Origin of the sequence: Streptomyces sp. NPDC005728 (assembly GCF_040630895.1) — a bacterium.
In the GTDB taxonomy this organism is placed as follows: Bacteria; Actinomycetota; Actinomycetes; order Streptomycetales; family Streptomycetaceae; genus Streptomyces.
The window spans coordinates 1-23,187 of sequence record NZ_JBEXYL010000088.1; the positions used below are offsets into that span (position 1 = coordinate 1).

At 70.3% G+C, this 23,187-nt stretch carries 23 protein-coding genes and 2 pseudogenes; 11 read left to right on the forward strand and 14 right to left on the reverse strand.

What is annotated here, in order from left to right:
* Nucleotides 1-300 precede the first annotated feature (300 nt).
* Nucleotides 301-567 (reverse strand): hypothetical protein, encoded by a 267-nt coding sequence (locus tag ABZ471_RS37605; protein WP_359073000.1) that lies wholly within the window; start codon nucleotides 565-567, stop codon nucleotides 301-303.
* Between the two features lie 110 nt (nucleotides 568-677).
* Between ABZ471_RS37605 and ABZ471_RS37610 the strand changes: the two genes are divergently transcribed.
* The 4 genes from ABZ471_RS37610 (at nucleotide 678) to ABZ471_RS37625 (ending at nucleotide 4,292) form a co-directional block, all read left to right on the forward strand.
* Entirely contained in the window at nucleotides 678-1,853 is a 1,176-nt protein-coding gene (locus ABZ471_RS37610) for a hypothetical protein (RefSeq protein WP_359073001.1), read from the forward strand.
* Between the two features lie 101 nt (nucleotides 1,854-1,954).
* A complete protein-coding gene (locus tag ABZ471_RS37615) occupies nucleotides 1,955-2,251 on the forward strand; it encodes a hypothetical protein (protein WP_359073002.1) in 297 nt (98 codons plus the stop codon).
* Nucleotides 2,248-2,862 carry a sigma-70 family RNA polymerase sigma factor gene (locus ABZ471_RS37620; protein WP_359073004.1) on the forward strand — a complete coding sequence of 205 codons (615 nt, stop codon included), beginning with the start codon at nucleotides 2,248-2,250 and terminating at the stop codon, nucleotides 2,860-2,862. Before ABZ471_RS37615 ends, ABZ471_RS37620 begins: the two co-directional genes overlap by 4 nt.
* Nucleotides 2,859-4,292: a hypothetical protein gene (locus tag ABZ471_RS37625; protein ID WP_359073005.1), complete on the forward strand. Its 1,434-nt coding sequence runs from the start codon at nucleotides 2,859-2,861 to the stop codon at nucleotides 4,290-4,292. Before ABZ471_RS37620 ends, ABZ471_RS37625 begins: the two co-directional genes overlap by 4 nt.
* A gap of 231 nt (nucleotides 4,293-4,523) precedes the next feature.
* On the opposite strand, the gene ABZ471_RS37630 is transcribed toward ABZ471_RS37625, so the two are convergent.
* Together ABZ471_RS37630 and ABZ471_RS37635 are read right to left on the reverse strand one after the other, a co-directional pair.
* Nucleotides 4,524-4,736: a hypothetical protein gene (locus tag ABZ471_RS37630; protein ID WP_359073006.1), complete on the reverse strand. Its 213-nt coding sequence runs from the start codon at nucleotides 4,734-4,736 to the stop codon at nucleotides 4,524-4,526.
* Nucleotides 4,733-5,155: a hypothetical protein gene (locus ABZ471_RS37635; RefSeq protein ID WP_359073008.1), complete on the reverse strand. Its 423-nt coding sequence runs from the start codon at nucleotides 5,153-5,155 to the stop codon at nucleotides 4,733-4,735. Before ABZ471_RS37635 ends, ABZ471_RS37630 begins: the two co-directional genes overlap by 4 nt.
* Nucleotides 5,156-5,280: 125 nt before the next feature.
* On the opposite strand from ABZ471_RS37635, the gene ABZ471_RS37640 reads away from it, so the two are divergent.
* Entirely contained in the window at nucleotides 5,281-7,014 is a 1,734-nt protein-coding gene (locus ABZ471_RS37640; protein WP_359073010.1) for a hypothetical protein, read from the forward strand.
* Nucleotides 7,015-7,155: 141 nt separating this feature from the next.
* Here the strand turns inward: ABZ471_RS37640 and tgmC are convergent, their stop codons facing one another.
* The 3 genes from tgmC to ABZ471_RS37655 are packed head-to-tail and all read right to left on the reverse strand — an operon-like array spanning nucleotide 7,156 to nucleotide 9,603.
* Entirely contained in the window at nucleotides 7,156-8,355 is a 1,200-nt protein-coding gene (tgmC, locus tag ABZ471_RS37645; RefSeq protein WP_359073012.1) for an ATP-grasp peptide maturase system methyltransferase, read from the reverse strand.
* The gene (gene tgmB / locus ABZ471_RS37650; protein WP_359073014.1) at nucleotides 8,352-9,332 is read right to left on the reverse strand and encodes an ATP-grasp ribosomal peptide maturase; all 981 of its coding nucleotides are present in this window, start codon (nucleotides 9,330-9,332) and stop codon (nucleotides 8,352-8,354) included. Before tgmB ends, tgmC begins: the two co-directional genes overlap by 4 nt.
* Nucleotides 9,333-9,336: 4 nt before the next feature.
* Nucleotides 9,337-9,603 carry a putative ATP-grasp-modified RiPP gene (locus ABZ471_RS37655; RefSeq protein WP_359073015.1) on the reverse strand — a complete coding sequence of 89 codons (267 nt, stop codon included), beginning with the start codon at nucleotides 9,601-9,603 and terminating at the stop codon, nucleotides 9,337-9,339.
* Nucleotides 9,604-9,887: 284 nt separating this feature from the next.
* On the opposite strand from ABZ471_RS37655, the gene ABZ471_RS37660 reads away from it, so the two are divergent.
* The gene (locus tag ABZ471_RS37660) at nucleotides 9,888-10,181 is read left to right on the forward strand and encodes a DUF6087 family protein (RefSeq protein WP_359073017.1); all 294 of its coding nucleotides are present in this window, start codon (nucleotides 9,888-9,890) and stop codon (nucleotides 10,179-10,181) included.
* 49 nt (nucleotides 10,182-10,230) lie between these two features.
* Here the strand turns inward: ABZ471_RS37660 and ABZ471_RS37665 are convergent, their stop codons facing one another.
* Nucleotides 10,231-12,672, reverse strand: coding sequence for a Helicase associated domain protein (locus tag ABZ471_RS37665; RefSeq protein ID WP_359073019.1), 2,442 nt, complete (start codon nucleotides 12,670-12,672; stop codon nucleotides 10,231-10,233).
* 198 nt (nucleotides 12,673-12,870) lie between these two features.
* Here ABZ471_RS37665 and ABZ471_RS37670 point away from each other — a divergent pair, with 198 nt between their 5' ends.
* Both ABZ471_RS37670 and ABZ471_RS37675 read left to right on the forward strand, forming a co-directional pair.
* Complete coding sequence (locus ABZ471_RS37670; protein ID WP_359073020.1) at nucleotides 12,871-15,108, forward strand: helix-turn-helix transcriptional regulator; 2,238 nt, start codon at nucleotides 12,871-12,873, stop codon at nucleotides 15,106-15,108.
* Between the two features lie 14 nt (nucleotides 15,109-15,122).
* Nucleotides 15,123-15,680, forward strand: coding sequence for an XRE family transcriptional regulator (locus tag ABZ471_RS37675; protein WP_359073022.1), 558 nt, complete (start codon nucleotides 15,123-15,125; stop codon nucleotides 15,678-15,680).
* A gap of 231 nt (nucleotides 15,681-15,911) precedes the next feature.
* Here the strand turns inward: ABZ471_RS37675 and ABZ471_RS37680 are convergent, their stop codons facing one another.
* The 3 genes from ABZ471_RS37680 to ABZ471_RS37690 form a co-directional block, all read right to left on the reverse strand.
* Nucleotides 15,912-16,616, reverse strand: a complete 705-nt coding sequence (locus tag ABZ471_RS37680; protein ID WP_359073023.1) for a hypothetical protein — start codon at nucleotides 16,614-16,616, stop codon at nucleotides 15,912-15,914.
* Nucleotides 16,617-17,216: 600 nt separating this feature from the next.
* Nucleotides 17,217-17,462, reverse strand: coding sequence for a hypothetical protein (locus ABZ471_RS37685; protein WP_359073024.1), 246 nt, complete (start codon nucleotides 17,460-17,462; stop codon nucleotides 17,217-17,219).
* Nucleotides 17,459-17,749: a hypothetical protein gene (locus tag ABZ471_RS37690; RefSeq protein ID WP_359073026.1), complete on the reverse strand. Its 291-nt coding sequence runs from the start codon at nucleotides 17,747-17,749 to the stop codon at nucleotides 17,459-17,461. The genes ABZ471_RS37685 and ABZ471_RS37690 overlap by 4 nt, the downstream gene beginning before the upstream one ends.
* A 543-nt stretch (nucleotides 17,750-18,292) precedes the next feature.
* Here ABZ471_RS37690 and ABZ471_RS37695 point away from each other — a divergent pair.
* The 3 genes and pseudogenes from ABZ471_RS37695 to ABZ471_RS37705 form a co-directional block, all read left to right on the forward strand.
* Nucleotides 18,293-18,760 (forward strand): annotated as a pseudogene (locus tag ABZ471_RS37695) (transcriptional regulator); the annotation flags it as partial.
* A gap of 2 nt (nucleotides 18,761-18,762) precedes the next feature.
* The gene (locus ABZ471_RS37700; RefSeq protein WP_359073027.1) at nucleotides 18,763-19,323 is read left to right on the forward strand and encodes an XRE family transcriptional regulator; all 561 of its coding nucleotides are present in this window, start codon (nucleotides 18,763-18,765) and stop codon (nucleotides 19,321-19,323) included.
* A gap of 215 nt (nucleotides 19,324-19,538) precedes the next feature.
* The gene (locus ABZ471_RS37705) at nucleotides 19,539-20,297 is read left to right on the forward strand and encodes a TniQ family protein (protein WP_359073029.1); all 759 of its coding nucleotides are present in this window, start codon (nucleotides 19,539-19,541) and stop codon (nucleotides 20,295-20,297) included.
* 23 nt (nucleotides 20,298-20,320) lie between these two features.
* Here ABZ471_RS37705 and ABZ471_RS37710 read toward each other — a convergent pair.
* From ABZ471_RS37710 to ABZ471_RS37725, 4 genes and pseudogenes are all read right to left on the reverse strand, one after another.
* Nucleotides 20,321-20,668 (reverse strand): annotated as a pseudogene (locus tag ABZ471_RS37710) (flavoprotein); the annotation flags it as partial.
* Nucleotides 20,665-21,477 (reverse strand): WbqC family protein, encoded by an 813-nt coding sequence (locus ABZ471_RS37715; protein ID WP_359073030.1) that lies wholly within the window; start codon nucleotides 21,475-21,477, stop codon nucleotides 20,665-20,667. The gene ABZ471_RS37715 and the pseudogene ABZ471_RS37710, both read right to left, overlap by 4 nt.
* A complete protein-coding gene (locus ABZ471_RS37720) occupies nucleotides 21,419-22,108 on the reverse strand; it encodes a YdcF family protein (protein WP_359073032.1) in 690 nt (229 codons plus the stop codon). Before ABZ471_RS37720 ends, ABZ471_RS37715 begins: the two co-directional genes overlap by 59 nt.
* The gene (locus ABZ471_RS37725) at nucleotides 22,105-23,148 is read right to left on the reverse strand and encodes a hypothetical protein (protein ID WP_359073034.1); all 1,044 of its coding nucleotides are present in this window, start codon (nucleotides 23,146-23,148) and stop codon (nucleotides 22,105-22,107) included. The genes ABZ471_RS37720 and ABZ471_RS37725 overlap by 4 nt, the downstream gene beginning before the upstream one ends.
* Nucleotides 23,149-23,187 lie beyond the last annotated feature (39 nt).

Sequence of the window (23,187 nt, forward strand, 5' to 3'; positions counted from 1 at the left end):
ATTTTTTCAAGCTTAAGACGGCTTAAGAGATGAATACTAGTGTGACTTGAGTTCAGTCGTGTGCTCTTACGTTCTAACGGTTCCCGGGGCCTTGAGGGTCCGTCCGCTGCGCTCCAGGACCCGGCCCGCTTCGCGGGCGGCTGGCTGCAAGGGAGCCAGGGGTGGGTGTTGCCTTCGTGCAGAACTTTCGGTGAATCCGGATTCGGGGAGTGTGCCTCCGGGCTGGAGATTCGGATGGGTGAGGTGATGTCAGTTCCGCTTCGCTGCACAGACATCCAGGTTGTTCTCCTGCCCTTGCTGTCAGCTTCGGGGTGTGTACCAGGGCACCAGGCGCAGCAGGAGGTCGAGGGTGTTGCGGGCTGCTGTGCGGGTGGCGGTGGTGGGGGCGAAGGCTGCGGCCAGGGCGAGGGTGGCGGTGATGGCGCCGAGCGCGGCTGTGAGAGCGATCAGAAGGCTCTCCAGGTGGCCGAGGTGGTGGAGAGCGCCTGCGATGGTGATGGTGAGGAGCACGGTGGTGAGGGCGGTGGCTGTCCTGGTGCGGGCGCGGGTTCGGTGCTCTGGGGTCATGGTCGGGCGGGTTCCTTGGAGTTGGCGGGTTGCTGGGTGGTGCTGGAGACCAGTGAGCCAGAGGCGGAATTCCGCCGGAAATAGCACTTCTCGGGGTTGTAATGGTGGGCATGGCACGAGGAGCGCCGAGTCCGGCTGATCTGCAGGTGGTGCGTGAACTCGCTTCGCGGGAGGTGGTGGTGACGGTGAGCCAGTTGGAGAGCTGGCGGCGGGCGGGGTTGTTGCCGCGGCATCGGCGGCGGGGGCTCGGGCGTGGCCGGGGGTCGGTGGTGGACGCGGTCGATCCGGTGGTGGTGGAGAGCGCGGCTGCGCTGGCGCGGCATCTTCGGCAGGGGCGGGATCGTCGGCTGGCGGTGCTGGAGTGGTTCGCTGAGGCCGGCATGCCGCCTGTGCAGCCGGGGGCGGTTCAGGTGCCCGAGCCCCCGATCGGCGCCGTGCGTCAGGCCCTTGTGTGGGTGCTGGAAAGGTCGGTGTCGCATCGGCTGGTGGAGTTTGCACGAAGCGCTGCCGGGGCGGGTGAGGAGGGGCAGGATGCGCTGTATGCGCTCGCCGGCCGGCTCACGGGGCCCTACCGCGGGGCGGGGAATCCCGCCCTGGTGCGGGCGGCGCTCGAAGCCGGTGAGGACGTGCCGGTCGAGGCGGAGGGGCCGGGCTCCAGGAGCATGGTGCACCTGGCCGCCGCGATCGGCCTGGGAGCGCAGGAGGTCGGGGCGGAGGCGCTGGCCGAGGCGTTCGCCGCGTTCGGCATGTTCGGGCTGACGGTCGAGGACTGGGCGCAGATGCTGGGTGCGGCCGAGCGCGGTGAGGGGCCGCCAGTGGACTGGGGGCTGCTCCAGCAGCATGCGGACATGGTGGGGCCGGTGAAACTAACCAGTGATGAGGAGCTGGTGCGGGCGCGGACAGTGCTGGTCGGCCTGAGCGGGTTCTACGGGTTGTACGTGATGCACGGGCTGCTGATGCCGGACACGCCGGCACAGGCCGCGCTGCGGCAACGGATCGACGAATGGGGCATGTTCCCGGTCCTGGACCACGTCATCGCCATCAGCCCCTCCCCCAGGCAGTTCGCCGAGTCCCTGGGGGCCTGCCTCGAGCCGTTCTTCGACAACCTGTACGAGACGCTGATGGAGCAGCTCGCGCAGGACCCGGCCATCTTCCACATCCCCGGCGACGAGACGGGAGCCGTCGGCTTCGGCGAGACGTGGATCCTCACCCTGCGCGAACTGGCGAACGGCGTGCCGGAGGCGGACGGTTGTGGGGACGACGGCCCTGGTGAACGGTCCGGCTAAAAGATCTTGAAGGATTCGGTACCCGCCTTGGGGCGCTCACGCGATGTAGGGGGTGACAGGCGAGTTCGACGAGGAACGGGGCGGTGGAGAGGGTGCAGGGGATGCTGGTGCCTGAGGGGGTGGGTGCCGCTCTGATCGCGGTGGTCGCGATCGGGGCGCGCGAGTGGAGGCGGGTGCAGCTGGCCCGGGAGCGGCGTCGGGAGCGTGAGCAGGAGCTGCTGGCCGAGATGGTGAGCGGGGTCGCCGAGGGAGGCCGTGAGGTGCAGGTGCACCACGGCGGTGCGGCCGGCGTCTGGTCGCTCACGGGCACTGCTTCGGACGTGGCAGCCCGTGAGGCACCCGTCGAGGTCGCGGCGCCGCTGACCGGGCGTACGGTCGCGGCGAGGCGGCGCCGGTGACCCTGCAGGATCAGTCAGGCATGGTGGGGCCCGGCCTTGGTATGGCCGGGCCCCCCGGGACGGCAGGGGCCGCTCCTGTGGTGCTCAGCGAGGCGGAGTTCGGCGAGTTCTACCACTCGCATGTCGACAAGCTGTTCGGCTTCATGTCGAGCAGGACGAGCCGGGACGATGCCCGGGAATTAGCCGATCTTGTTTTCGAGCAGTTCTTCACCTGGTGGCAGGAGCACCCGGACCAAGCCGAGCCGATTGGGATGCTGTATCGGATCGCCAAATGTCGTCTGTACGACTACCTGCGTCGGCGGGGACGGTTGCTGACGATCGAACCGAGCGATCTTGAGGAACTTGTCGGCGGGACGGACGGCGATGTTTTCGCGGCCGTGGAGCGGCGCCATGATCTTCGCAAGGCGCTGGACACATTGACCGAGCGGGAACGGCAGGCTCTGCTGCTGAAGTACGGGGCCGATCTGTCGGTCGCCGAGTGTGCGGATGTACTCGGCGAGAGCGTCCACAACATGAAGAAGATCTTGGATAAGGCGCGGGAAGCCCTGCGGCAGGCGCCGGGCATGGACGCCTACAGGAGCGCCGGGATGGCGAAGGAGGTGCGCGGGTGACCCCCTGGGAGCACGAGGACGGTATGCGGCAGGAGCCCACGCTGAGTGCCGCCGAGAAGGCGGAGGGCTTCGCCGCGGTCATGAACCGCTTGAAGAGCCACAGCCCGGACGAGCGTGCCCGGCTGCAGACACAGGCCGAGGAGGTGGCGCTCGGGCACGAGGCGTACGCCCTGGGCCAGGAGTACCTCGACCGCGGCGACTACGAGGCGGCACGGCGGTGGCTTCGAGTGGCCGCCGGCCACCACATCCCCGGCGCCGCACAGACCCTTGAAGAAATCGCCCTGCGGCAGACGCTCGACGGATTCGCGGACCTGGCCGCCCTCGGCGGCGCCCAGACCGCTGCAGACGCCGTGCCCTGCCAGACGATCCCGTCGCCTCCTGCCATGCGCGTGGTCGACGGCAACCACCGGTTCAAGGGCGACCAGGTGTGGGACCCGGTGATGGAGAACCTGTACGCCGGGATGGCGGCAGCTGCCCGGCGGCAGGCCGAGCGGATCACCGCGCAGGCTCAGCGCGAGGCCGATGCGATCCTCGCCGAGGCGCGGCGGCAGGCTGAAAACACGGCGGCTGCCTGCGCGGAGATCGTGCTGGAGACCAAGCAGGACCGCAAGAAGGTTGCGGAGTTGCTGGCCGAGGCGCGGCAGGTGTCTGAGCGTGTCCGGTCGGAGGTCGCGGAGATTGATGAGAGGGCCCGGCGTGGCGCCCGCGAGATGCTGGCCAAGGCTCAGGAGGAGGCGCTACTGATCATCGACGAGGCACAGGAGGGGGCCGCTCAGATCCGCAGCAGGGCACAGCGGCGCGTCGGTGGCCCGAACAGAGCGGACACCCAGCTCGGGTGGGACTTCTTCTACCGGCACATGGAGGAGACTCTGACGCTCGCGGAGTGCATCCGCCCTACGGTGGCCGACGGCATGTTCCGGGACGCCGTCGATGGATCTGCACGCAGGCTGCCCACGCGGCCGGGACGCAGAGCTCTCGAAAAGCTGTCACGAGGGCCACTGTCGTTCACCCACACCATCGTGCTGGTCTTGGAGTGCGAGAACGGCTCTGGGATCAGGCACTGGTTGCGTTTGCCACAGGAGCGGGACAGTCAGGACGGTGCCGGCCCGGAGAGCTGGAGCGGCGCCTGGCATGTGCTGGGCGTCGCCGCGCGCGCGTGTGACGCAAGTTCAACAGCACATGAAGGCACCAGTTCTGCGGCTGGTCGCTTCGACCGGCTGATGCTGTACACCGACGGGATGGCCGACATGCGCGGCTCCGACTTCGGCGAGGGCCTCGCCACGCTCTGCGGGTCTGCTGCGCATCCCACAGCCTCCATTGCCATGGCCGCCGCGCGGCGTGTGCTCGCTATCAGTGTGATGAAGGCCGACGGTGACAGCGATGACGATGCCGAGCTGGTGGACGAGGTGGGAAACCCCGCTGGCCGCTGACGTGGGCCTGCGTACCGTTGCGACCGCGGGCGGGGCCTTGCCTGCGGTCGCAAGCCGGCGTGTGCCCTGGTTGGCCGCAACCGGTCCTGTACCGATGCCTCACCCCGCCTGCCGTCAGCGCCAGGTCGTCGGGTCGGGAACAGGGCCGGCATGCCACTCCTCCTCCGCCTGGTCGCCGCCGCAGCCGCTCGTCAAGCGGCGGCGCACCCCTTTGACCGCGGTTGGGCCTTCTCAGGCGGCGTGGAAGAAGGAGTTGAGGCGTTTCCATGGGCCGGTGTAGAGGGCGCCGCATCCGGTGCAATGGGCGAGGTAGAGGGCGGGGGTGTGCGCGGGCGCGGGCACGACCCCATGGGTGATGCCCTCGATGACTGTGGTCAGGCTGTGCCACGGATGCGGGCAGGTGCAGCCTTGACCCGGCGCGGAGACGGAAGGCTCGCCGGTCATGAGCGGTCTTTGTCGGCCGGGAGCCGGGTGCGGCGGCTGTCGGGGTTCCTGCCGACCTGCAGGGTGACGGCGTCGAGTTCGCTGGTCTTGTAGGCGGTGCGGATGCCGGAGACGGACATGGCGCTGGCCTCGGCAAGCGGTTCGAGCTTGTAGGGGCGGTCACCGTGGAACTCGCGCGCATAGGCGAGGAGTTGGCGGATCTCCGTCTCGGCGGCCTCCTTGCGGGCGCGGGCGTTGCCGAGGGCCACCAGCAGGGGGTCTTCTTCCAGGTCGTCGCACATGGCCTCGAGACTCCCGGCGTACTCCTGGCGGTCTTTGAGCGCCTGGTCCAGGGCGTCGGGGAAGCAGTCCTCGGGGGTCACGCTCCCGGGTGTCGGCAGGGGGATGTGGATGGCTGCAATGTCCTCAATCAGATCCATGATTACGACAATCGCAAAAAACTGCGCTACACGCAATAGAGTTGGGGTGTGGCACTGGCTCTCCAACCGCAGGCCGGCGTAGGACACTTGAGGGGGCAGCAGACCGTCCAGAGCCGGGAGGTGGCGTGCCGCGGGACCAGCGCTTGGTGCAGACGGCGGTGATCGGCCATACCGAGTCGGAGATACCCGTCGTGCTGCCCATACAGGCCGGCGAGGTGGCGCTGTTCCGCCACTCGCACGCGGCGGACACCTTCTGGTGCGGACGGTGGCTGGGCGGGTGCGGAGGCCGTCTGACGATCAAGACATACGAGGACCGGGTCTGCCACTTCGCCCACATCCCCGACCCCGGACGGGGCCCGTGCCACCGGGCTGCAGTGGGTGTCGCCAGCGCCGACCACCTCTACATCAAGCAGCAGATCCTGGCCTGGCTGGCCAGTCAGTCCGTCACCGCCCGCACGAGCATCCCGGACAACGTCGACCGGGTCGGCGGGGAGGTGCTCTTCGAACCGGGCGGCCACGGATGCCTGCGGGTGCTGCTCGATACGCAGGCCACACTGCCCGCGGCCGTGGACGGCACGCAGCTGCTGCTCGGCACGCAGGTCGCGCACGACCCGCACCGGCTGACCATCGACGGCTATGTGCTGCGCATCCGATGCGACACCGACGCCAGCGGCCGCCGCGTCCTGGTCGGCACCCAGCCCCACGACGGCACCCAGTGGTTCCACCTGGACGAATGCCGCCTCATGCCATGGGGGCTGTCCACCCCGGCCGTGGAGGAAGTACGACGGCTGCGCGGCACCGTCCGCCCCCTCGGCATCGTCCCGCCCCGCGCCGCACCGGCCAAGCCTGCGCCTGCGGCCCGGCCGGTGGCCGCTGTTCAGACGCACGACGACCGCGCGGAGGCCTTCGCCGCCCTGCAGCAGGCCGTCGAAACAGACCAGTCAGTGCGCGAGCTGCGCCACTGTCTCACCCGCGCGGAGGCCGCCGTGCGTGGCGGCGCGAGCGCGGTGGAGAACGAGCTGCTGCGCCGCGCCACCGACCTGCTGCTGCGCAAGGAGCGCGGTGTGGGCGTCAGCGCGCCACCCGCAAGCTCCCCACGCAGACGGCTGTCACGGCCCGAGCCCCGGCCGGCGAGGACAGGCTCCGCGGCGGCCGGCGAGGCACGGCGCGCGGCCGAGGCAGTCGCCGACCTGCTGGACGCCCTCGACCGGCGCCGCGGCCACTTCTTCCCTGGCGAGCAGCAGCGCCTAGTCGCCCAGCTGGAGGTCAAGGCACGCCAGGCCGATCCCTGGCTGACCGCACGGCAGCGCAAGCAGATCACCGTCTGGAAGAACGGCATCGCACAGGCGGCGCCCGGAAGAGGCAAGGCGCTGCCGGCGCCGTCGCTGCCCCCCGCTGCCGGGCAGGAGCCCGCGCCAGAGGCGAAGCGCAAGCCGAAACACACGCGCCGCGAGGGCATCCCCACCACCCATCCTTCCCGGCTCAACCTGATCGCGGACGGCGCACGCGACGTCCTCGAACACGCCGCCCGGCTCGGCAAGACCATCTCCTTCGAGCTGTTGTGCACGCAGGTCAAGGGGCTGCGAGAGCTGAACGAGGAGCAGCAACGCCGGGTCCTGAAGGCGGCCTGTGCCCCCACCCGTGCCGGGCAGCCGCTGGCAGCCCTGATCACCACCGGCAGTGGGATACCGCACCCGCACTACCGGCACCTGGCCCGGCAGCCAGGCGACGGATCTGCCGCCCAGGCGGCTTGGCAGAAGGCGGTGGCGGGCATCCATGCCTCCTACCAGCCTGGGCCCCCGCCGCCCGGTGCCCAGCCCGGCAGCCACCACGAAGGCGGAGGCGCCCCGGACCAGTGACGGCCCTTGGTCCCGGCCGCCCCCTGCTTCAACCGTCCGACGGCAAGCAGAGCTCGCCGTCGCCGTCGTCGCGGAGACCGGCGGCCGGGGACGGCTGGCGCCTTCCCAGCCCGGACACCGGACGCTGGGGGTCAAGCCGGGTCAGGGGCTGGGCAGCGGCAGACCGGGCAGCTGCAGGTGTGCCAGGTACTGGCTGGTGCCATTGACGTGCAGCGCGAAGGTCTGCGGCCCAGGGGCGTCGGCGGCGTCGTAGGCGTCCAGGACCTCCTCGATGAGGCTCCACAGCCTCACCTCTCCGCTCTCACGCACCTGCCAACCGCCGTCTGCGAAGGTGAGGGCGGCGGCAGATCCGGTGACGACGTCGACCAGGTGCACCATCTCGCCGACGGCTGTCATCTGCGCGGCGGGAACGGCGCACTGGGCGAGGAAGCGCAGGTGGAACGCCTCCTCGGTCGCGGCGGTGATCCGGTCGGGGCTGTGCCGGGCCGCCCGGCCCTTGCCCGGGAGGTCTGCGGCCCAGTGGGCAGGGTTGCCGAACGCGGGTGCGGCGTGGGTGCGGGCGGACATGAAGGAGACGGTGCCGCCCAGGAGCTGTCCCTCGGCGGTGCCGTCGCCGGTGACGGTGAGCAGGACGCGGGCGTAGCCGTAAAGCCAGCCGGAGAGAGTGAGCAGGATCTTCCCGCCGGGCCGGGTCTGTGCGATCAGGGCGGGCGGGACGGTGCGGAAGGAGCAGGCGGCGACGATCCGGTCGAAGGGTGCTTCGGGCCAGTAGCCGTACAGGCCGTCCGCCACCGCCAGGGTCGGGGTGTATCCGCAGGCGTACAGGGCGTTCGCGGCCTGCTCCAGGCGGTAGGGGTCGACTTCGACCGAGGTGACGCCGGCCGATCCGAGGCGTTCGCAGGCCAGCGCGGTGGAGTAGCCGGTGCCGGTGCCGATCTCCAGGACCGTGTGGCCCTCGTGCACGTCGGCGTCGGCCCACATCCGCACGACCAGGGAGGGCAGGGTGGAGGAGGAGGTCGGTGCCCCGCCGTGCCGCACCTGGGGGTTCTTCCAGTCGGGTTCCTCACCGTCGAACTGTGTGATGAGGGTGGCATCGGAGTATGCGGCGGCGAGCCACCGGTCCTGGTCGAGTTCGGCGGTGACCGGTTCCCACACCGTCAGCCCGCGATCGTCGCGCTCGTCGGCGGGCAGGTAGAAGCCGGGCACGAACCGGTGCCGGGACACCGCGGCGGTTGCCGCCCGCCAGCCGGGATCGGCAAGGACGCCGCTGTCCGCGACGGTACTGGCCAGTGCTGCGCGCAGCCTTGCGGCGTCGGTCTCGAGGTCGGCCGGCCTGTTCATGGCGCCCGGTCTCCTTGTCGCGTGAGGATGTCGGCGAACGCGGTGGTGATGGCGGGCGCGTCCGGGAGCCAGCCCCACTGTCCGTTCGGATTGCACTCGATCGCCCACCAGTCGCCGGGCTCGTCGCCGTCACCGGTGAGGGCGAAGTCGAAGCAGCCGAAGACCAGGCCGAAGGAGGCCAGATAGCTGTGCAGGGCAGCCTCGATCGGGCCGGGGACGGCGATGGGGGCGTGGATCAGTTCGTCCCAGTCGCCGCGGCGCCAGTCCAGCGCGCCGTCCGGAGCGGCGATCCGCTGGGCGAATATCTGCTGCCCGACCACAGTGACCCGTACGTCGCCGGTCTTGGGGATCTCGGCCTGGAACTGGTGGGCGGTCACCGCGAGGGTGTCGTCGAAGGTGTCGGCGTCCACGCGCTGGGCCCAGATCGCGCCGGTGTGCCCGTCCTCGCCCCGGGGCAGGCCCCGGAACGTCTTGTAGATGATGCGGCCGTGCTCGGCGGCGAACTTCCGCGCAGCCACCGGGTCGTTGGTGACCAGCGTCGGCGGGATCTGCAGTCCCAGCTCGGCGAAACGCTGCAGCTGGGCGGGCTTGAAGTCTGCCGCCGTCACCGCCGCCGGATGATTCACGTACCGGGCGTGGGACAGGTGGTTCAGTACGCCGCCCAGCCCGTGCCGGGCCTCGGCGGCTGCGAAGTCCCGTGGCTGTGGCGGCAGATGAGCGAACCGGGCGGCGTACGGGGTGGGGCGGCGGTAGTACACCGCCGTCACCTCCCCCACCTCCACCTCCCGGCTGCCCGTACACAGCCGCCCCGCCCAGGCCGGGCGGCCCGGCCCGATCGCAAAACCGAAACCCAGGCCGGGCCCGATGTCGGCGGGGTCGACACGGACCACGGGCACCTCCCGCTCGTTCAGCACGGCGATGACCCGGTCCGCGGTGACGTCCTCCAGGGCGGTTAAGACCAGGACGGTGGAGGCCACCGGGTCAGTCCGACTCGTAGTCGGTGGTGTTGTCGTCCTGCGTCTGCGGCTGCGGACTCTGCCCGTCACCGCCGCCCGAGGTCGACGCCGTACCAGTGGTCCTCGAGGTGCCGTGCTTGCCCATCTCCACCACGCGGCCCCCAGCGTCGGTGTAGCGGGCCCTCTGCGTAGCGCCATCCAGCACCACCGCCGCGTACGGCGGCGGGGTGACCGGCAGCCGGTCGGTGACCAGTCGCATCGCCCACGGTGTCTGAGCGGCCGCTGTCGCCATGTGCTCAACCCTTCCCTGCTCGGAGAAACGGAAGCAGGTCAGCTCCCGCAGAGGCAAGAATCCGCCCACCGCACGGGTCCTGACCAGTACCGTATGGGCCGCCCAGAGTGGCGCAAACACCACACTCCGCACCCCCGGGAGCGGGCCGGCGAAACCGCGGCGAAAGCCGGCCTGCCGGACGCCGCCCGCCTGTGGCACCACGGCCATGGAGGATGTCCGCGCCCAGGCACGCCTGTCGGCCGCTGTCCGGGCGGCCGCGACCGCCGCCTGGCACCATCAACTTCATGGGTAAGCACCGCAGAGAGGGCCCACCGGACCAGCCGTCCCGCGCCGTGGCAGGCATCGACCCCGGCAACCCCCTCGCCGCATACGAACGCCGCCGACGCCCGCCCATGGACGTCTGGCGCAAACAGCGCCCACTTCACGGCGGCGCCGGCCACGTCCACCCGGACCAGCCCCGGGCCCTGCTCGCCTGGAACGGCTTCACCTACGAGATGACCGGCACCGCCCAGAACCTGGCCGCCGCACAGCAATGGGTGAACACCACCGCCCCCGGCACCGAGCCCGAGAACGCGTAACAGGGTCCTCCACGCCTGGCCGCTCCCGGCAGACGACGCAGGCAAGCACCTACGCAAGGACGGCGGGGGCAGTGTCTTCGGCCATCCAGTCGCCGTCGAACAGTGCGGCGACCAGGCGGACGTGCTCGTCGGGGAGTTGGCCGGTGCGGTGCTTGGTGCGGGCCTTGGCGAGCCAGGCGCCGATCTTGACGGTGTCGCCGTCGACGCGGATGCTCTCGCGGGCGGCGGGGGCGCGGCCCTCGCGGTGGAGGAAGAGTTCCAGGAGCTGGACGGTCTGTTCGAAGGTGCGGCGGGTGCGGCGGGCCGGGGCGATGGGGTTGCTCTCGGGGGTCAGGCCGAGGGAGGTCAACAAGTGGTGCTGGCCGGGGTGGAGGGTGTGCCAGGTGGTGAGCTGGCGGTGCAGCCAGGAGCCGATCTTCACCCCGGCCAGGAGGGTGCCTGAGGTGAGCGTGGCCGGGTCGGCGCCGTCGGCGAGGTGGGCGCGCAGCAGGTGGTATTTGCGGTGCCAGTCCGCGCCGTGCGGCAGGCGCCAGTCGGGGGCGAGGGCAGTCAGGGCGTCGACGCGGGCCTGATCGAGCGTGTTCTTGGCTGCGAGGTGGCGCTGCTCGGCCAGCCACGCGCCGACGGGGATGGTGGCGGGAGCGGCGAGGTGGCCGTGCGCGCGCTGGTAGTCGGCTGCGGCGGCGAGGCGGGAGCGCCAGGCGGCGTCGTGCTTGTCCCAGATCATGCCGAGCGCGTCGAGTTCGGCGATCCAGTCCGCTTCCAGGCGGCCGGCCTTCGCAGCGTCGCGCATGGTGGTGATGAAGGTGCCCAGGGTGTAGCCGGTGGGGTCGGCGTAGTCGGCGGGCACGTCGAGGTGGCCGTACTGGTCGCGGTAGGACTGGGCGGCGGCGAGCCCGAGGCGGCGGGAGCGGGAGACGGCCGGGTCACGGGGGTCGAAGGAGGCCAGGTCCATGGCGCGGGCGATGCGCTCGGGGTGCACGGTGAAGTCGAAGTGCCAGCGGCGTTCGATGACCTGACTGGTCTCCCTGGGGAGGCGGTTGGCCTTGTCGGGCAGGCGCTCGAGGATGCGGTGGTCGTGACTGGCCAGCGCGCAGGCGATCGCCCATACGGGTTCGTAGGCGGTACCGAGGATGTTCTCGCCGTCGGCGCCGGGCGGGACGTAGACGGGGACGATGAGGCTGGCGGTCTTGCCGGACACGTCCAGGCGCAGGGCGCGGCCGAGGGCCTGGACGCAGCGGATGACACTGCGGGTGGGGTCGGCGAAGACGATGGCATCCACGCTGGGGATGTCGACGCCTTCGGCGATCAGGCGGGAGTTGGCCAGGATCGCGCAGTCGGCGGCCGCGAAGCCGGCGAAGATGCCGGCGCGTTGCTCGGGGGTGTGCTCGCCATGGGCGAAGAACAGCTGCGGGTCGACGCCGGGCGCGAGGTCGGGGTCGGTCCGGGCCAGCAGGCGCAGAGTGTGGGGCAGTTCGCGGGCGAAGCGGCGGGCGTCGGAGACCAGGTTGAAGTAGACCAGGACCTTCTTCAGGCCGTGTTCGGTCATGGCGCGCAGGACGGCCAGGTGCAGGGCGGTGGTGCGCAGCGCGCTGTCCAGCTCCTCACCACCGCTGTCGCCGCCAAGGGTGGTGGCGGGGGCGGTCAGGTTCAGGCGGCGGCGCAGGTCGGCGTCGGTGAGGGTGGGCACCACGATGCGGTAGTCCGCCGCCCGGCCGTCCTCCACCGCCTGCGCGAGCGGGTAGTCGAAGACCTTCTTGCCGTACACCTGCTCGTTGTCCATGGAGTTGGCGAACGCGTCCACGTCCGTGTCCGGCCCGGCTGTGCGGCTGCGGCGCGGGCGGGTGATGTCGGCGGACTCCGCCAGCTCGGGAGCGGCGAAAATGCGGGGAGTTGCGGTCATGTAGAGGCGGCGGTCCGCGCGGATCCGCTTCGCGTCGTTGACGACGGCCCACTTCTTGTCGGCCCGGCCCGCGATCCGGTGCGCCTCGTCCATGACCGCGAGGTCGAACGGCGGTACCGCGTACCCCGTGCTCTGGGTCTCCTCGATCTTGTCCAGGGAGTCGTAGGTGCAGATCACCGTCAATGCCGGGATCTGGTCCTCGCCCGCCCCCACCACCGACATCAGCCCGCCCAGCGCGTGCGGGTCGGTGGTCGACATGACGCGGGCGGCGACCAGATCGTCCCGACCGGCGGTGTCCAGGGAGGAGACGATCACCATGTGCTCCAGGTGACCGTCCCGGCGCCAGGCCAGTGCCTGCTGCGCCGCCAGATCCAGCGTCGGCACCACGAACAGCACCAGCCGCGCGCCGAGTTCGTCCGCCACCCGGATGGACACCAGCGTCTTACCGGTCCCCGTCGCCGACACGTGCAGCGCCCGTGTGCCCGCGCGCCGCAGGTGCCGTGCCAACCGCGAGACGGCCTCGGCCTGGTCGGGAAAGAGCCGAGAGCGCTCGGGGCGGCCGGGGCGCGGCAGTTCCACCACAGTCATGACAGCTCTTCCTCGATCCCGAAGCGGAGAACCTCCGGGCGGTGGCCGGGGCCCGGAAAGGCGGTGCGGCCATCGCAGAGAGGCCTGCGCGGACCCTACCACCCCGAACACCATCGGTACGCTGAATGTACGTAATCCGTACGCATCAGGTACGTGATAGGAGCGTTTCAGGGTAGGGTGGGAGACGGAGGTGTCCCCATGTCCGAGTTGTTCGACGCGGTCGACGCGCTGGTCGCGTCCCGGTCCCCGCTGCCGCCGCCGGCGGAGCGCAGGCGGCTGCGCCAGGCTCACGCGCTCACCCTGGACGAGGTGGCCGCTGCTCTGGACGTGCGCCGGGCGACCGTCGGCGGCTGGGAGTCGGGCAGGACCGAGCCCCGGCCGCCGGAGCGGGAGGCGTACGCACGCCTGCTCAAGCAGCTCGCGCAGCTCTACCCCGCCCCCGAAAGCACCGGCGCCCCGCAGGAGGGCACCGCGGCGCCGCAGACCGTCACCACCGCGGCGCCCGCAGCGCAGCCTCAGCCCGCCGGAGGGACAGCGGAAGCTGCCGCGGCCGAGGCCGAGCAGCCCCCGACCGCTCCCCCGGCGGCCGTCGGCGCGCCGGCCGCCGTGTCGCAGCCGCGGGCCGAACGGGCGCCGCAAGGCTCGCGCCGCTCCGCTGCGAAAAAGGCCGCCCCGGCGAACACCCGCGCGCCCGGCAGCGCGTACGCGCACGGCCCGCTGCTCGTCCTCGACGCGGACGCCGACAGGCAGGTGACCGGCTACGGCGTCGGCGGACTGATCCTCGACGTACCCGCCAAGACGCTGGCCGCCCTTGTCGAGTGGACGCTGACCGAGGCGCAGTTGGGGGCGGAGCGGCTGCACGGTTCGGGCAAGGACGGCGACCCGCTGCTGGTGCTCACCGAGGCGGCGTGCGAGCGCTACGGCCTGCCCGCCACACTGTCGCACGAGGAGCGGCTCGCCGGACGGCTCCCCGAGGGGCACAAGGTCATCAAGCAGCTTCAGCGCGCCGAGTGGAAGCTGACCAAGCGGGGGCTGGGGCCGTGGGCGCGGATCTACCGCCCCGCCCACGGCAGGCGGCGCCAATGCGTGCAGCTGTGCATCCCCTCCTGGCACGCCCTCGACGACCGCGCCTGGGGCCACGCAGCCCAGCTCGAGCCAGCCGAACTTGCCCGGGTGCTGGGCGTGTATGCGGTGCGGGTGATGACCCCGGTCGGGTCCACGGCCGTCACCGGGCTGCAGCTGATGACCGCACTGAATCCGCCCACCCGCGCCAGCGCACCGGACGCTGAGGGTAAGCGGCATACCGAACACCGGCCCGGCTCGCTGGGCACGGAACCGATGGATCCGGCGCCGTGCGAGGCGACCGACGGGCACCCCGTCCTGGCGCACCTGCCCCGCTTCCACGTGCGCGGCCCCGGCGAGCGGCTGTTCGAGGAGGCCTACGACTGGGCACGGGACCTGACCGACGCCGAGTGCATGAAGCGCCACCTGGTCGGCATCGACGTCAACCTCGCCTTCGGCGCGGCCGCCAACGGCGCCGTCGTCGGCCTGGCGTCCCCGCCGGTGCACGTCACCGGCCCGGCTTTCGATGCGGCACTGCCCGGCTCGTGGCTGGTCGACCTCTCCCACGTCGACCTGAACCGAGTGAAGGTCGGCAAGCAGTGGCGCGACCTCAACAGTGATCTGCTGCCCAGCCCGTTCACACCGACCGGCCAGCGCCCCGAGGGCCCGGCCTGGTACGCCACCCCCACCGTGGCCTACGCCGTCGAACTCGGCTACGACGTCACCCCGCTTCAGGCGTGGGTGCGCCGCGAAAGCGGCCGGTTCCTGGACGGCTGGTACAAGCGGCTGCGCGACGCCTACGTCGCCACCATGGCGGACCTGGGTGTCGCCGAGAAGCTGCCCCCCAACGAGTTCCTGACCGCGATGGACGGCTACAAGAGCCGTGACCTGGAGGCGGGAATCGTCGTGGACGCCATCAAGATGACCGTCAAGGGCGGCATCGGCAAGCTGCAGGAGAAGGCCCGCGGCGGCGGCTGGAAGCCGGGACAGGCCTGGCCCGCCCTCGCCCGCCCGACCTGGCGCCCCGACATCCGCGCCACCATCATCTCCCGGGCCCGGATCAACATGCACCGCAAGATGCTGCACCTGGCGGCGGCCACCGGCCGGTATCCGGTCGCGGTGCTCTCGGACTGCGCCGTGTACGCCGCCGACGGCCCCAGCCCGCTTCACGTCCTGCCCTACGACGCCGACGGCAAGACCGTGCCCGGCTCCTTCCGGCTCGGCGTCTCCCCCGGGATGGTCAAGCACGAGGGCACCCAGAGCGTGCTGTGGGGCGCCAACGTGCTCGAACAGCTCGCCGGCGACGGCCACGTCGCCAACCTCGCCCGCTACATCAAGACCGGCGAGATCACCACCAAGGACACCGGAGAATAGGGAGCATCACGGCGATGGTCACGGTCGGGGAAGAACTCGACAAGGCGGTGCAGGGCGCGTTCACCCGCCCGATCCCGAAGTCCGCCGGGGCGCAGATGCGCTACCTCGTCAAGCAGCACGGCGGCCGGACGAAGCCGGTGGCCGAGCTGCTCGGCATCAGCCAGCGCACCGTCGAGCGGTACGTGAACAACCAGATCAAAACCCCCCGGCCGCAGCTCGCCGCCCGGCTTGAGGGCGAGGTCCGCGCACGCTGGCAGCCGCAGATCAGGGCCAAGGCCAAGCAGGCCGCGGCCACCACCGGCGGCATCATGATCGACGTCCGCGCCCGGTTCGGCTACACCGCCGCCCCCGGCAGCACCGACGACGCCCGCGTACGCCACCTCACCCTCGCCCTGCCCCCCGGCCACGCCGCGCGTCTCTTCCAGGCCCAGGACGCCGGTCTCACCGACGACCGGCTCCGCCAGATCGCCGCCGAAGCCCTCGGCGAGGTCTACTTCCGCGACAACGGCCGCCGCGCCCACGGCCTCGAAGTCGAACTCACCGACCTGATCGACCTCGAGATCAAGCTTTAACCAGGCCAGCACCGCCACCGGAACAAGCGGCGGCACAGCGGTCACTGCGACTTCACCGAAGGCGTCGCGGCAGTCAGCGGTCGGGCGAGGCGGGACACTCCGCCCCCTGACTGCGCAACTTGCGCAGGTCCACGCGCGCGTGCACCCCTACGCGAGGCCTGCCGCGCCGACCGATGGCTCTCCTAGGCCACTTCTAGACCTTCTCGTATGGGCCAGGCACCGACACCCGGCCTAGCTCCACCACCCCGAACTACTGCCGTACTCCGACATGAAAACGAGGACCGGCAGGATGTGTCGGACTAGGTCCAGGACCATCCGGAGGATCTCGAAGGCATCGCGCAGGCCCCGAAGTCCGCGCGAGACACTGACCGTGACCGTGCCTTTCGCGACCCCGGCTTCGGCAGCGACTTCCTCAGCGGTCTTGCCGAGACCCTTGTGCTCGTAGAGGTAACGGCGGGTCTTCTCAGGGAGCTTGGCGAACTCCCCCTCCAACGTGACCAGGTCCGCGACATCCTCCAAGGGATCCGCCGTCTCTTCGGGCGGCTCCTCCAAGGCGAGGGGTTCCTTCCCCGGCGGGAACCGGCGGGCTACCAGACAGCGGGCGATGGAGTACATGACCCGTTCGGGAACAAGGTGCTTGTGCCGGTCCCGCCACAGCACCTCGACAGTCTCACCCACCACGTCTTCGGTCGCCACCGTCCGCTGGTCGTACGGAAAGTGTCGGAGACGGACGGACACGTAGCGGGTCAGCCGCTGGCTGTAGAGCAGATGGAACCGTTCGAACTCGGCCCGGTGTGCCCAACAACGTGAGCACCAGTGGTCCGCTTCGGCGTACAGGCCGGTCGGCGACTCACAGCTCGCCGGGAATACCGCCGCCCGACGAACGGACTCCTCACAACAGCCCAGGCAGTCCGCCATCGACTGGTACTCGTTCACGTACTCCCCCTTTGGAGCGCGGGGGCCGGCCTCTTGTGGCCAGCCCGTCACCATGCTCGTGCACCCCGAGGCCCAAATGGACGACAACGAGTTCTCCCGACCTCCGCAGCGGATCGTGACTCAGCTCTTGGTCCCGAAGGTGCAAACGGAGGGGTAGAGGCCTGCTGCTGACCCGCTTCGGGCGGATCCGCCCGAAGCGCTGTGCACGCCACTGACCGGTGACAGGCCGCGGTCCTGGTCCGAGCGGACCAGGACCACAGACGGAGGAGAGCGATGCGCCGGAGCGTCAGACACCGGGACATCGTCATGGCGCAAGCTGCAGGCGCCGGCCAGCGGGACCTGGTGAAGGGCCGGGCAAGGAGGAGCGGTTGCTGGCAGGCGATGGGCAGGGCCGTGGTTGTCTCGGCGAGGCCACGACGGCTGAAGCTGCGTTCACCCCGCCTGAACGGTGACGGGCCCGGGTCGACGACGCGTTGATCGCCACTGCAACGCACGACGGTGCCGCGGCAGCGGCGGTCGCGACCGCTGGCCGCCGTTCACGCGTCGGCCAACTGTGGGGCATGGAGGAAAGCCGGGCGGCCAGTGCTTGCGGATCCCGCGTCAGCCCGCGTAGGCGATCGCCAGAACAGTGAGCGTCTGCGTCTGCTCGCCGATGAGAACGACGACGGCGGCGCGGCCTCGGGCGACGGTACGTACGATCCCGTCGTCCTCACCGTACGGCTCGCTGGCACCGATCGGGTCCTGGACAGCGTCGACGAGGCATGTCGCGATATCGCGGCGTGCCTCATCGGGGAGGCCCTTGTAGATGTCGTACTGATCGGCGGGGACGTGGAGCCTGTAGGTCACGCGGCGCCCCGCCGGCCCCGTGCGTCATCCACAATGGCGTCGGTCATGTCCGGCGCGTCCTGCAGATCGGGGGGCAGCTGGCCGTGCTGCTTGACGTAGGCGCGCACCGCCTCGATGCCGGGCCGTGCCGCCTCGAGCGTCTGGGCGGCCAACGTCCAGCCCTCAAGGCGTGTGGGAAGGTCCTCGATGGGCGTCATGTTCACGTCGCTCAAAAGCTGCTGCCTCAGTGCGCTGTGCGGCAGCGCATGATGAACTCGGTCGACGGTCCACTCGTCGTGCGACGCCATATCCCCACTCCTTACCAGCGCTCTGTATTGCTGCCAGCGTAGCGGGCCGGGGCGGAGCCGCGGGAGACAAGCTCCGCCCCGACCCGAACCGGCGGTCTGCGCGCCCATGCTCACTGCTGATCGGTCTGCGGTCGCCGACGGCGATACTCCGTGTCGGCCGAGCCGCTTGAGCTTGCCCCGGGATGTTGGGCAGCCGGGAGTACGACTGCGCTGCTAATTGGACAGCTACCAGGACCCGGAAGGCCACGCGCTTGGCCCCGCCGCCGCGAGGCCCAAGCCTCCGCTCAGGCACGATCCGCCATAGGCCCTGACCAGCACAAACCAAGCCACCCGAACCACGCAGCAAAATAGAAATCCCACAACGATCACTACATTCCGAGACGATCACTGAACGCGCACCTCAGAGCCGATCCGACTTCCGGCCCTCCACGGAAACCCCAGCTCAGAGCCACACGACACCGGAGCAAGAAATCCTGAAACGATCACTAGATCCCCAGGTCAGCACATCACCCATCTAGTGATCGCTAACGGATTTTTCACACCGACCCGGGCATGGCGGCCGTCCTGGCCGCCATCAAGGCCACGGTGAAGGGCGGCATCGGCAAGCTCCGCGAGCGCCCGCAGGGCAAGAAGTACAAGGAGGGCGAGCGGTGGCCGGCCCTTCAGCGGCCGACATGGCGCCCCGACATCCGCGCCGCCGTCATCTCCAAGGCCCGCATCAACATGCACCGCAAACTGCGCAACATGGCAACGATGACGGGCCTGTACCCGCTCGCCGTGCTCTCCGACTGCGTCGTCTACCCCTCGCCCGGCGACAGCCCGCTCGCCTTCCTGCCGTACGCCGCGTCCGGCAGGCCGCAGCCCGGCGGGTTCCGCCTCGGGCCCACCCCGGGCCTGGCGAAGCTGGAGGGCGTCCAGTCGATGCTGTGGGCGGTCGACCTCATGGAACAGGGCTACAACCCCGCCCGCCACATCAAGGGCGGCGACGCCGTCCTCGACGAAGGAGAGTAGCCGTGGCCCGGGAGATCGACGACGCCATCGAACGCGCCGACCGGGGAGCGTTCACCCGCCAGCCGCCCAAGACCCTCCAGGCACGCATCAACTTCCTGATGAAACAGCTCAAGACGACCAAAGCCGTCGCAGCGGAGATCGGGGTCAGCCAACGGTCGGTGGAGCGCTATCGCAAGGGCGAACGCAAACACCCGCCCAAGGCGATCGCGGACCGGATCGACGACGCGGTACGCCAGCGGTGGCAGCCCCAGGTCCGCAAACGCCGGCAGAAGCACGCCGCCACCACAACCGGGATCACCGTGGAGACGAGGGCCCGCTTCGGCTACACCGCACCCGTCGGCACGACCGACGACGGGCGCTTCCGGCGCCTGACCGTGCATCTCCCCCCGGCGTACGCGCAGCGCCTGTTCGACGCCCGCAACACGGGTGCCAGCGACCAGGAGATGCGCCAGATCATCGCCGAAGGATTCAAAGAAATCTACTTCCAGGACGGCGGAGCCCGCGCCACGGGACTCTCCGACGTCACCCTCAACGACATCGACTACCTCGACCTCGACTACTGACCTGACGCCGGCCACAGGCCCAGCACCTACTTGTGTGACTCAGCGGTGGGCGAGGGCGGCAAGTTGGGCGGTGACCTCTAGCCTTGTGCAGTCGGCCCTCGGAACCCGGCCAGCCCGCCGGACGCGAGCCACCCAGGCATGGGCCGCGGGCTGGCTGTGAGGCGCGTGTGGGGCTGGCACTGAGCAGGAGCAGGAAACGGCATCGGGGGTGTGGTGTGGCAGCGGGGGTGTTGCGGACCGTGCCGCTGGCCGGGGAGCTGACCGCATCGTTGATCAGCCGTGTGGCGGCCCGCTACGGTCTCCCGACCGCCGGTGTGCTGCAGCTGTGGACATGCCGCAACTCCCCCGCCCGGCACGACGACGGCGGCGGTGCGCGGGCGGACGCGGAGGTCGTCCTCAACGGGGCCGGGCGGCGGGTGCTCGCCGAGCTGTGCAGGGTGGAGCCCAAGGTACTGGCGCGCGCTTTGCCTGCCTTCACCATGGACGACCCCAAGATCAGCACCGGCCGGGAGGCCGGGGTGGCACAGGCACGGTGGCGGGCGGCGGGCACGGTGGCGGGTCCGGCCGCGTTCGGCTGCCGGCTGTGCACCGCGCGGCGCACCGGACAGGCACTGCGAGCGGTGCGCTACCTGCCGCGTTGGCATCGGGTCTGCCTTAGGCACGGACGCTGGCTGCTGGACGCGGACGCCGACCAGCCGCTGGAACACCTCGATGTGCGCGGCGCGGCTGAGGTGGTGGCCGCGCAGCGGCGGTGGCCGGGCGTGGCGCGCCACCAGCAGGGGGTCTTCCTCCAGTTCGTCGCACATGGCCTCGAGACTCCCGGCGTACTCCTTGCGGTCATTGAGCGCCTGGTCCAGGGCGTCGGGGAAGCAATCCTCGGGGGTCACGCTCCCGGGTGTCGGCAGGGGGATGTGGATGGCTGCGATGTCCTCAAAAAACTGCGCTACACGCAATATCGCGCCCTGGACCCCTGACGGAACCCGGGACGGAGGATGCGCATGCCGTACGCTTCGCACAGGATGCCCAGGGCGAGGGTGTCGGAGATCCCGGCGGCCCACTTGTTGACCGTGTTGAAGGTGGCCGGCGCGACGGCGATGGCGTCCGCGGGCGGCAGGGGACGCGCCTCACCCGGCGTGCGCCAGGCTGAGCGGATCGGGTAACCGGTCTGCTCCTCAACCGCCTCGGTGTCGAGGAAGCCCAGGCCCTGCGGGGTGGCGATGACACCGACGTCCCAGTGCTGTTCCTGCGCGGCTGTGATCAGCTTGCCAACGTCGTTGGTAATGCCGCACGCGCAGACGACGACGTACAGGAATGGCTTTTTCTCCGGAGCGCTCGGCTCAGTCACGCGGAAACCCCCAGGGCTGCAACCGGTCGATGTTCGATCAGTTTCTCCCCAAGGGCCGTTGGCCCCAAGCTGCTCATCGCCCAGAGGCTGCTGGTCTGGCGGGCCCACCGCCACAGCGGGTCGCCCGTGTCCGCAGGGGTGTGGAAGGACAGCACCTGGATGCCACGGGCGTCGAACGCCTGGGTGTCGAGGTAGCGCCAGCCGCCCGTGCCACAGAGATACTGGGTGCTCCTGGTGGCCGCAGCGAGGTCGGCGAGTCGCTCCGAGCGGCCTTCTCGGGTCGGAGTCGCGCTGCTGTCCAGTACCTCGCCGCTCCAGCCCAACGCGGTGAGCAGGGCGACCGTCGACGCCCTGGCAACGTCGGAGACACGGTCGGTCGCCTCGAACTCATCGAGAACCGCCTCCAGGACTTCACGCACCGCGGGCCAGTGGCGGCTGCGGCCGTAGTACTGGCGAATCAGAAGACTGGCGGTGCGACGGGAGCGGCCGGGGTCGGCGAGCCGCGCCTGACTGATCAGCGTCCGGCGCCCGTCCGGCAGATGCGTAGGAAGCGTGAGCCACTGCTGATGAGCGGGCTCGTCCAGTGCCGCAAGGCGGGCCCGGTGCTGATAGTCGCGCCGGGCAAACTGGACGTCGCCGAGAACGATCCACCGGTCGGCGGCGTACAGCTTGGCCAACGTGGACAGCCGCGGAAACAGGTTCGGCTGGTGGATCGCGCACACCCCGCCCGGCGGCCCGACGCGCGGTGACTCAGGTACTGATGAGGCGGCTGTCGAATCCGCCGTGTAGAAGGCGCTCGTAAGCGTCATGCACATCCCCCGGTACGTCCTGCTCGACGGCGAACCCGAGCTTCGGGTACTCGATCACCCGTTGCAGGTCACCGACGAGCATGTCGACGACAAGCCTCTCGTCGCCGATCGACTTGATGTAGTCGTCCATCTCCAGCGGCTCGGACGCACACACAATCTCGGCCTCCGGCCACAACTTGCGGCACGTCGCGTACGAGCGACGCTCCATGTACGGCTTGGAGATCAGCAGCAGCGACTCGACCCCGATACCGGCTCCGGCCAGCAGCTCACGGGAGAAGGTGATGTTCTGGCCGGTGTTCGCCGCCTTCGCCTCGACCAGGATCGCCTCGTCCGGCACACCCAGACTCAGAGCGTGCTCGCGGTAATGGACCGCTTCGCCGCGCGGGAAGCGGGCCCGGGTGGTGGGGCTGTTGCCCCCGCTGAACACCACGACCGGGAAGAGGCCGGCGCGGTAGAGGTCGGCGGCCGCCGTGGCGACACCGAGGTCGTGGCTGCCCAGGCCGATCGCCGCCGAGCAGGGCCGCTGCTCGTGACCCATCTGGTGGTAGTCCCAGATCAGCGTCGCGTCGTGGAACTGCTCGTCGGTGATCTGGCGCTGCTCGTGCTCCGGCACTGGCACTCCCTGGCTCATCCCTGCTGGTCCTTCCGGATGCCCTCGATGCTGCGCAGCTGGTGGCTCAGCCCGTACTGGCGGGCCACCTGTGCCGCCTGATCGAGGACGGACAGCCCATCATTCCGGGTCGCCGCATCCGACAGAAGGATGTGCCCGTACGCGGTGTCCAACCGCACCCGCTGCATCGGGGAGTCGACCGTGCCGGTGGTCCGCGCGATGTCGATGTAGTGCAGGGCCTGCTTCAGGTCGCCGGCGCCCCGGTGGGCCAGGGCCAGCTTCTGGTGGGCGACCGACCAGTCCTCCGGCTCGCCCAGGTCTTCGAAGGAGCGAGTGGCCTCGACCATGACGCCGGTCGCGTACTCGTTGTCGCCCTCCTTGCTCAGCGCCGTACCCACCCACAGCCGCGCCCTGGCACGGTCACGCGGGTTCAGGCGCTGGTCCCCAGCGAGGAGTTCGTAGTGGCGAGCGGCTGATTCCAACTGACCCGACATCTCCTGGACGACGGCCAGAGACAGCTCGATCTGAGCCACCCGGCGCGGGATGTCGAGTTCGGTGAACAAACCGCGAGCGGTCAAGTAGGAGTGCCGGGCTGAGAGTGGGCCGAGGATCACGCCCTGATCGCGCTGGAGGTCGCCGAGGAGCACGAGGGAACGGCCGTACAAATAGAGGCCCTTGTCGTCCAGCTGATGGGGTGCACGGCTGCCCAACCAGCGGTTCAACAGGGTTGAGGCGAACGGGAAGTCCTGGCGGCTGATGCAGACAACAGCGCGCTCGATGTCCTCGGTCCAGGTCTCGTAGTCCGCTGGCCGCGCGCTCTTCCGCTCAGGGAACAGCACTGCCTCGAAGCGGGCTTGGGCGGCGGAATCCGCCCGTGCGAGTGCGGTATCGAGGATGGCCTGGGTGTCCGGGCGGGGCTGCGTCTCCGCGCCGAGGCTCTCCCACTTCGCAACCGTGCGCAGCGCGACACCGAGGTGCTCGGCGAAAGCGCGCGTGCTCATACGTAACGCGGCGCGCAGGGCGCTCGCCTCCCGACCTGTCCACTGCTGCACGCTGACCACGGATGACCTCCCTCCGTCACGTATGGAAGCACTGTCAGT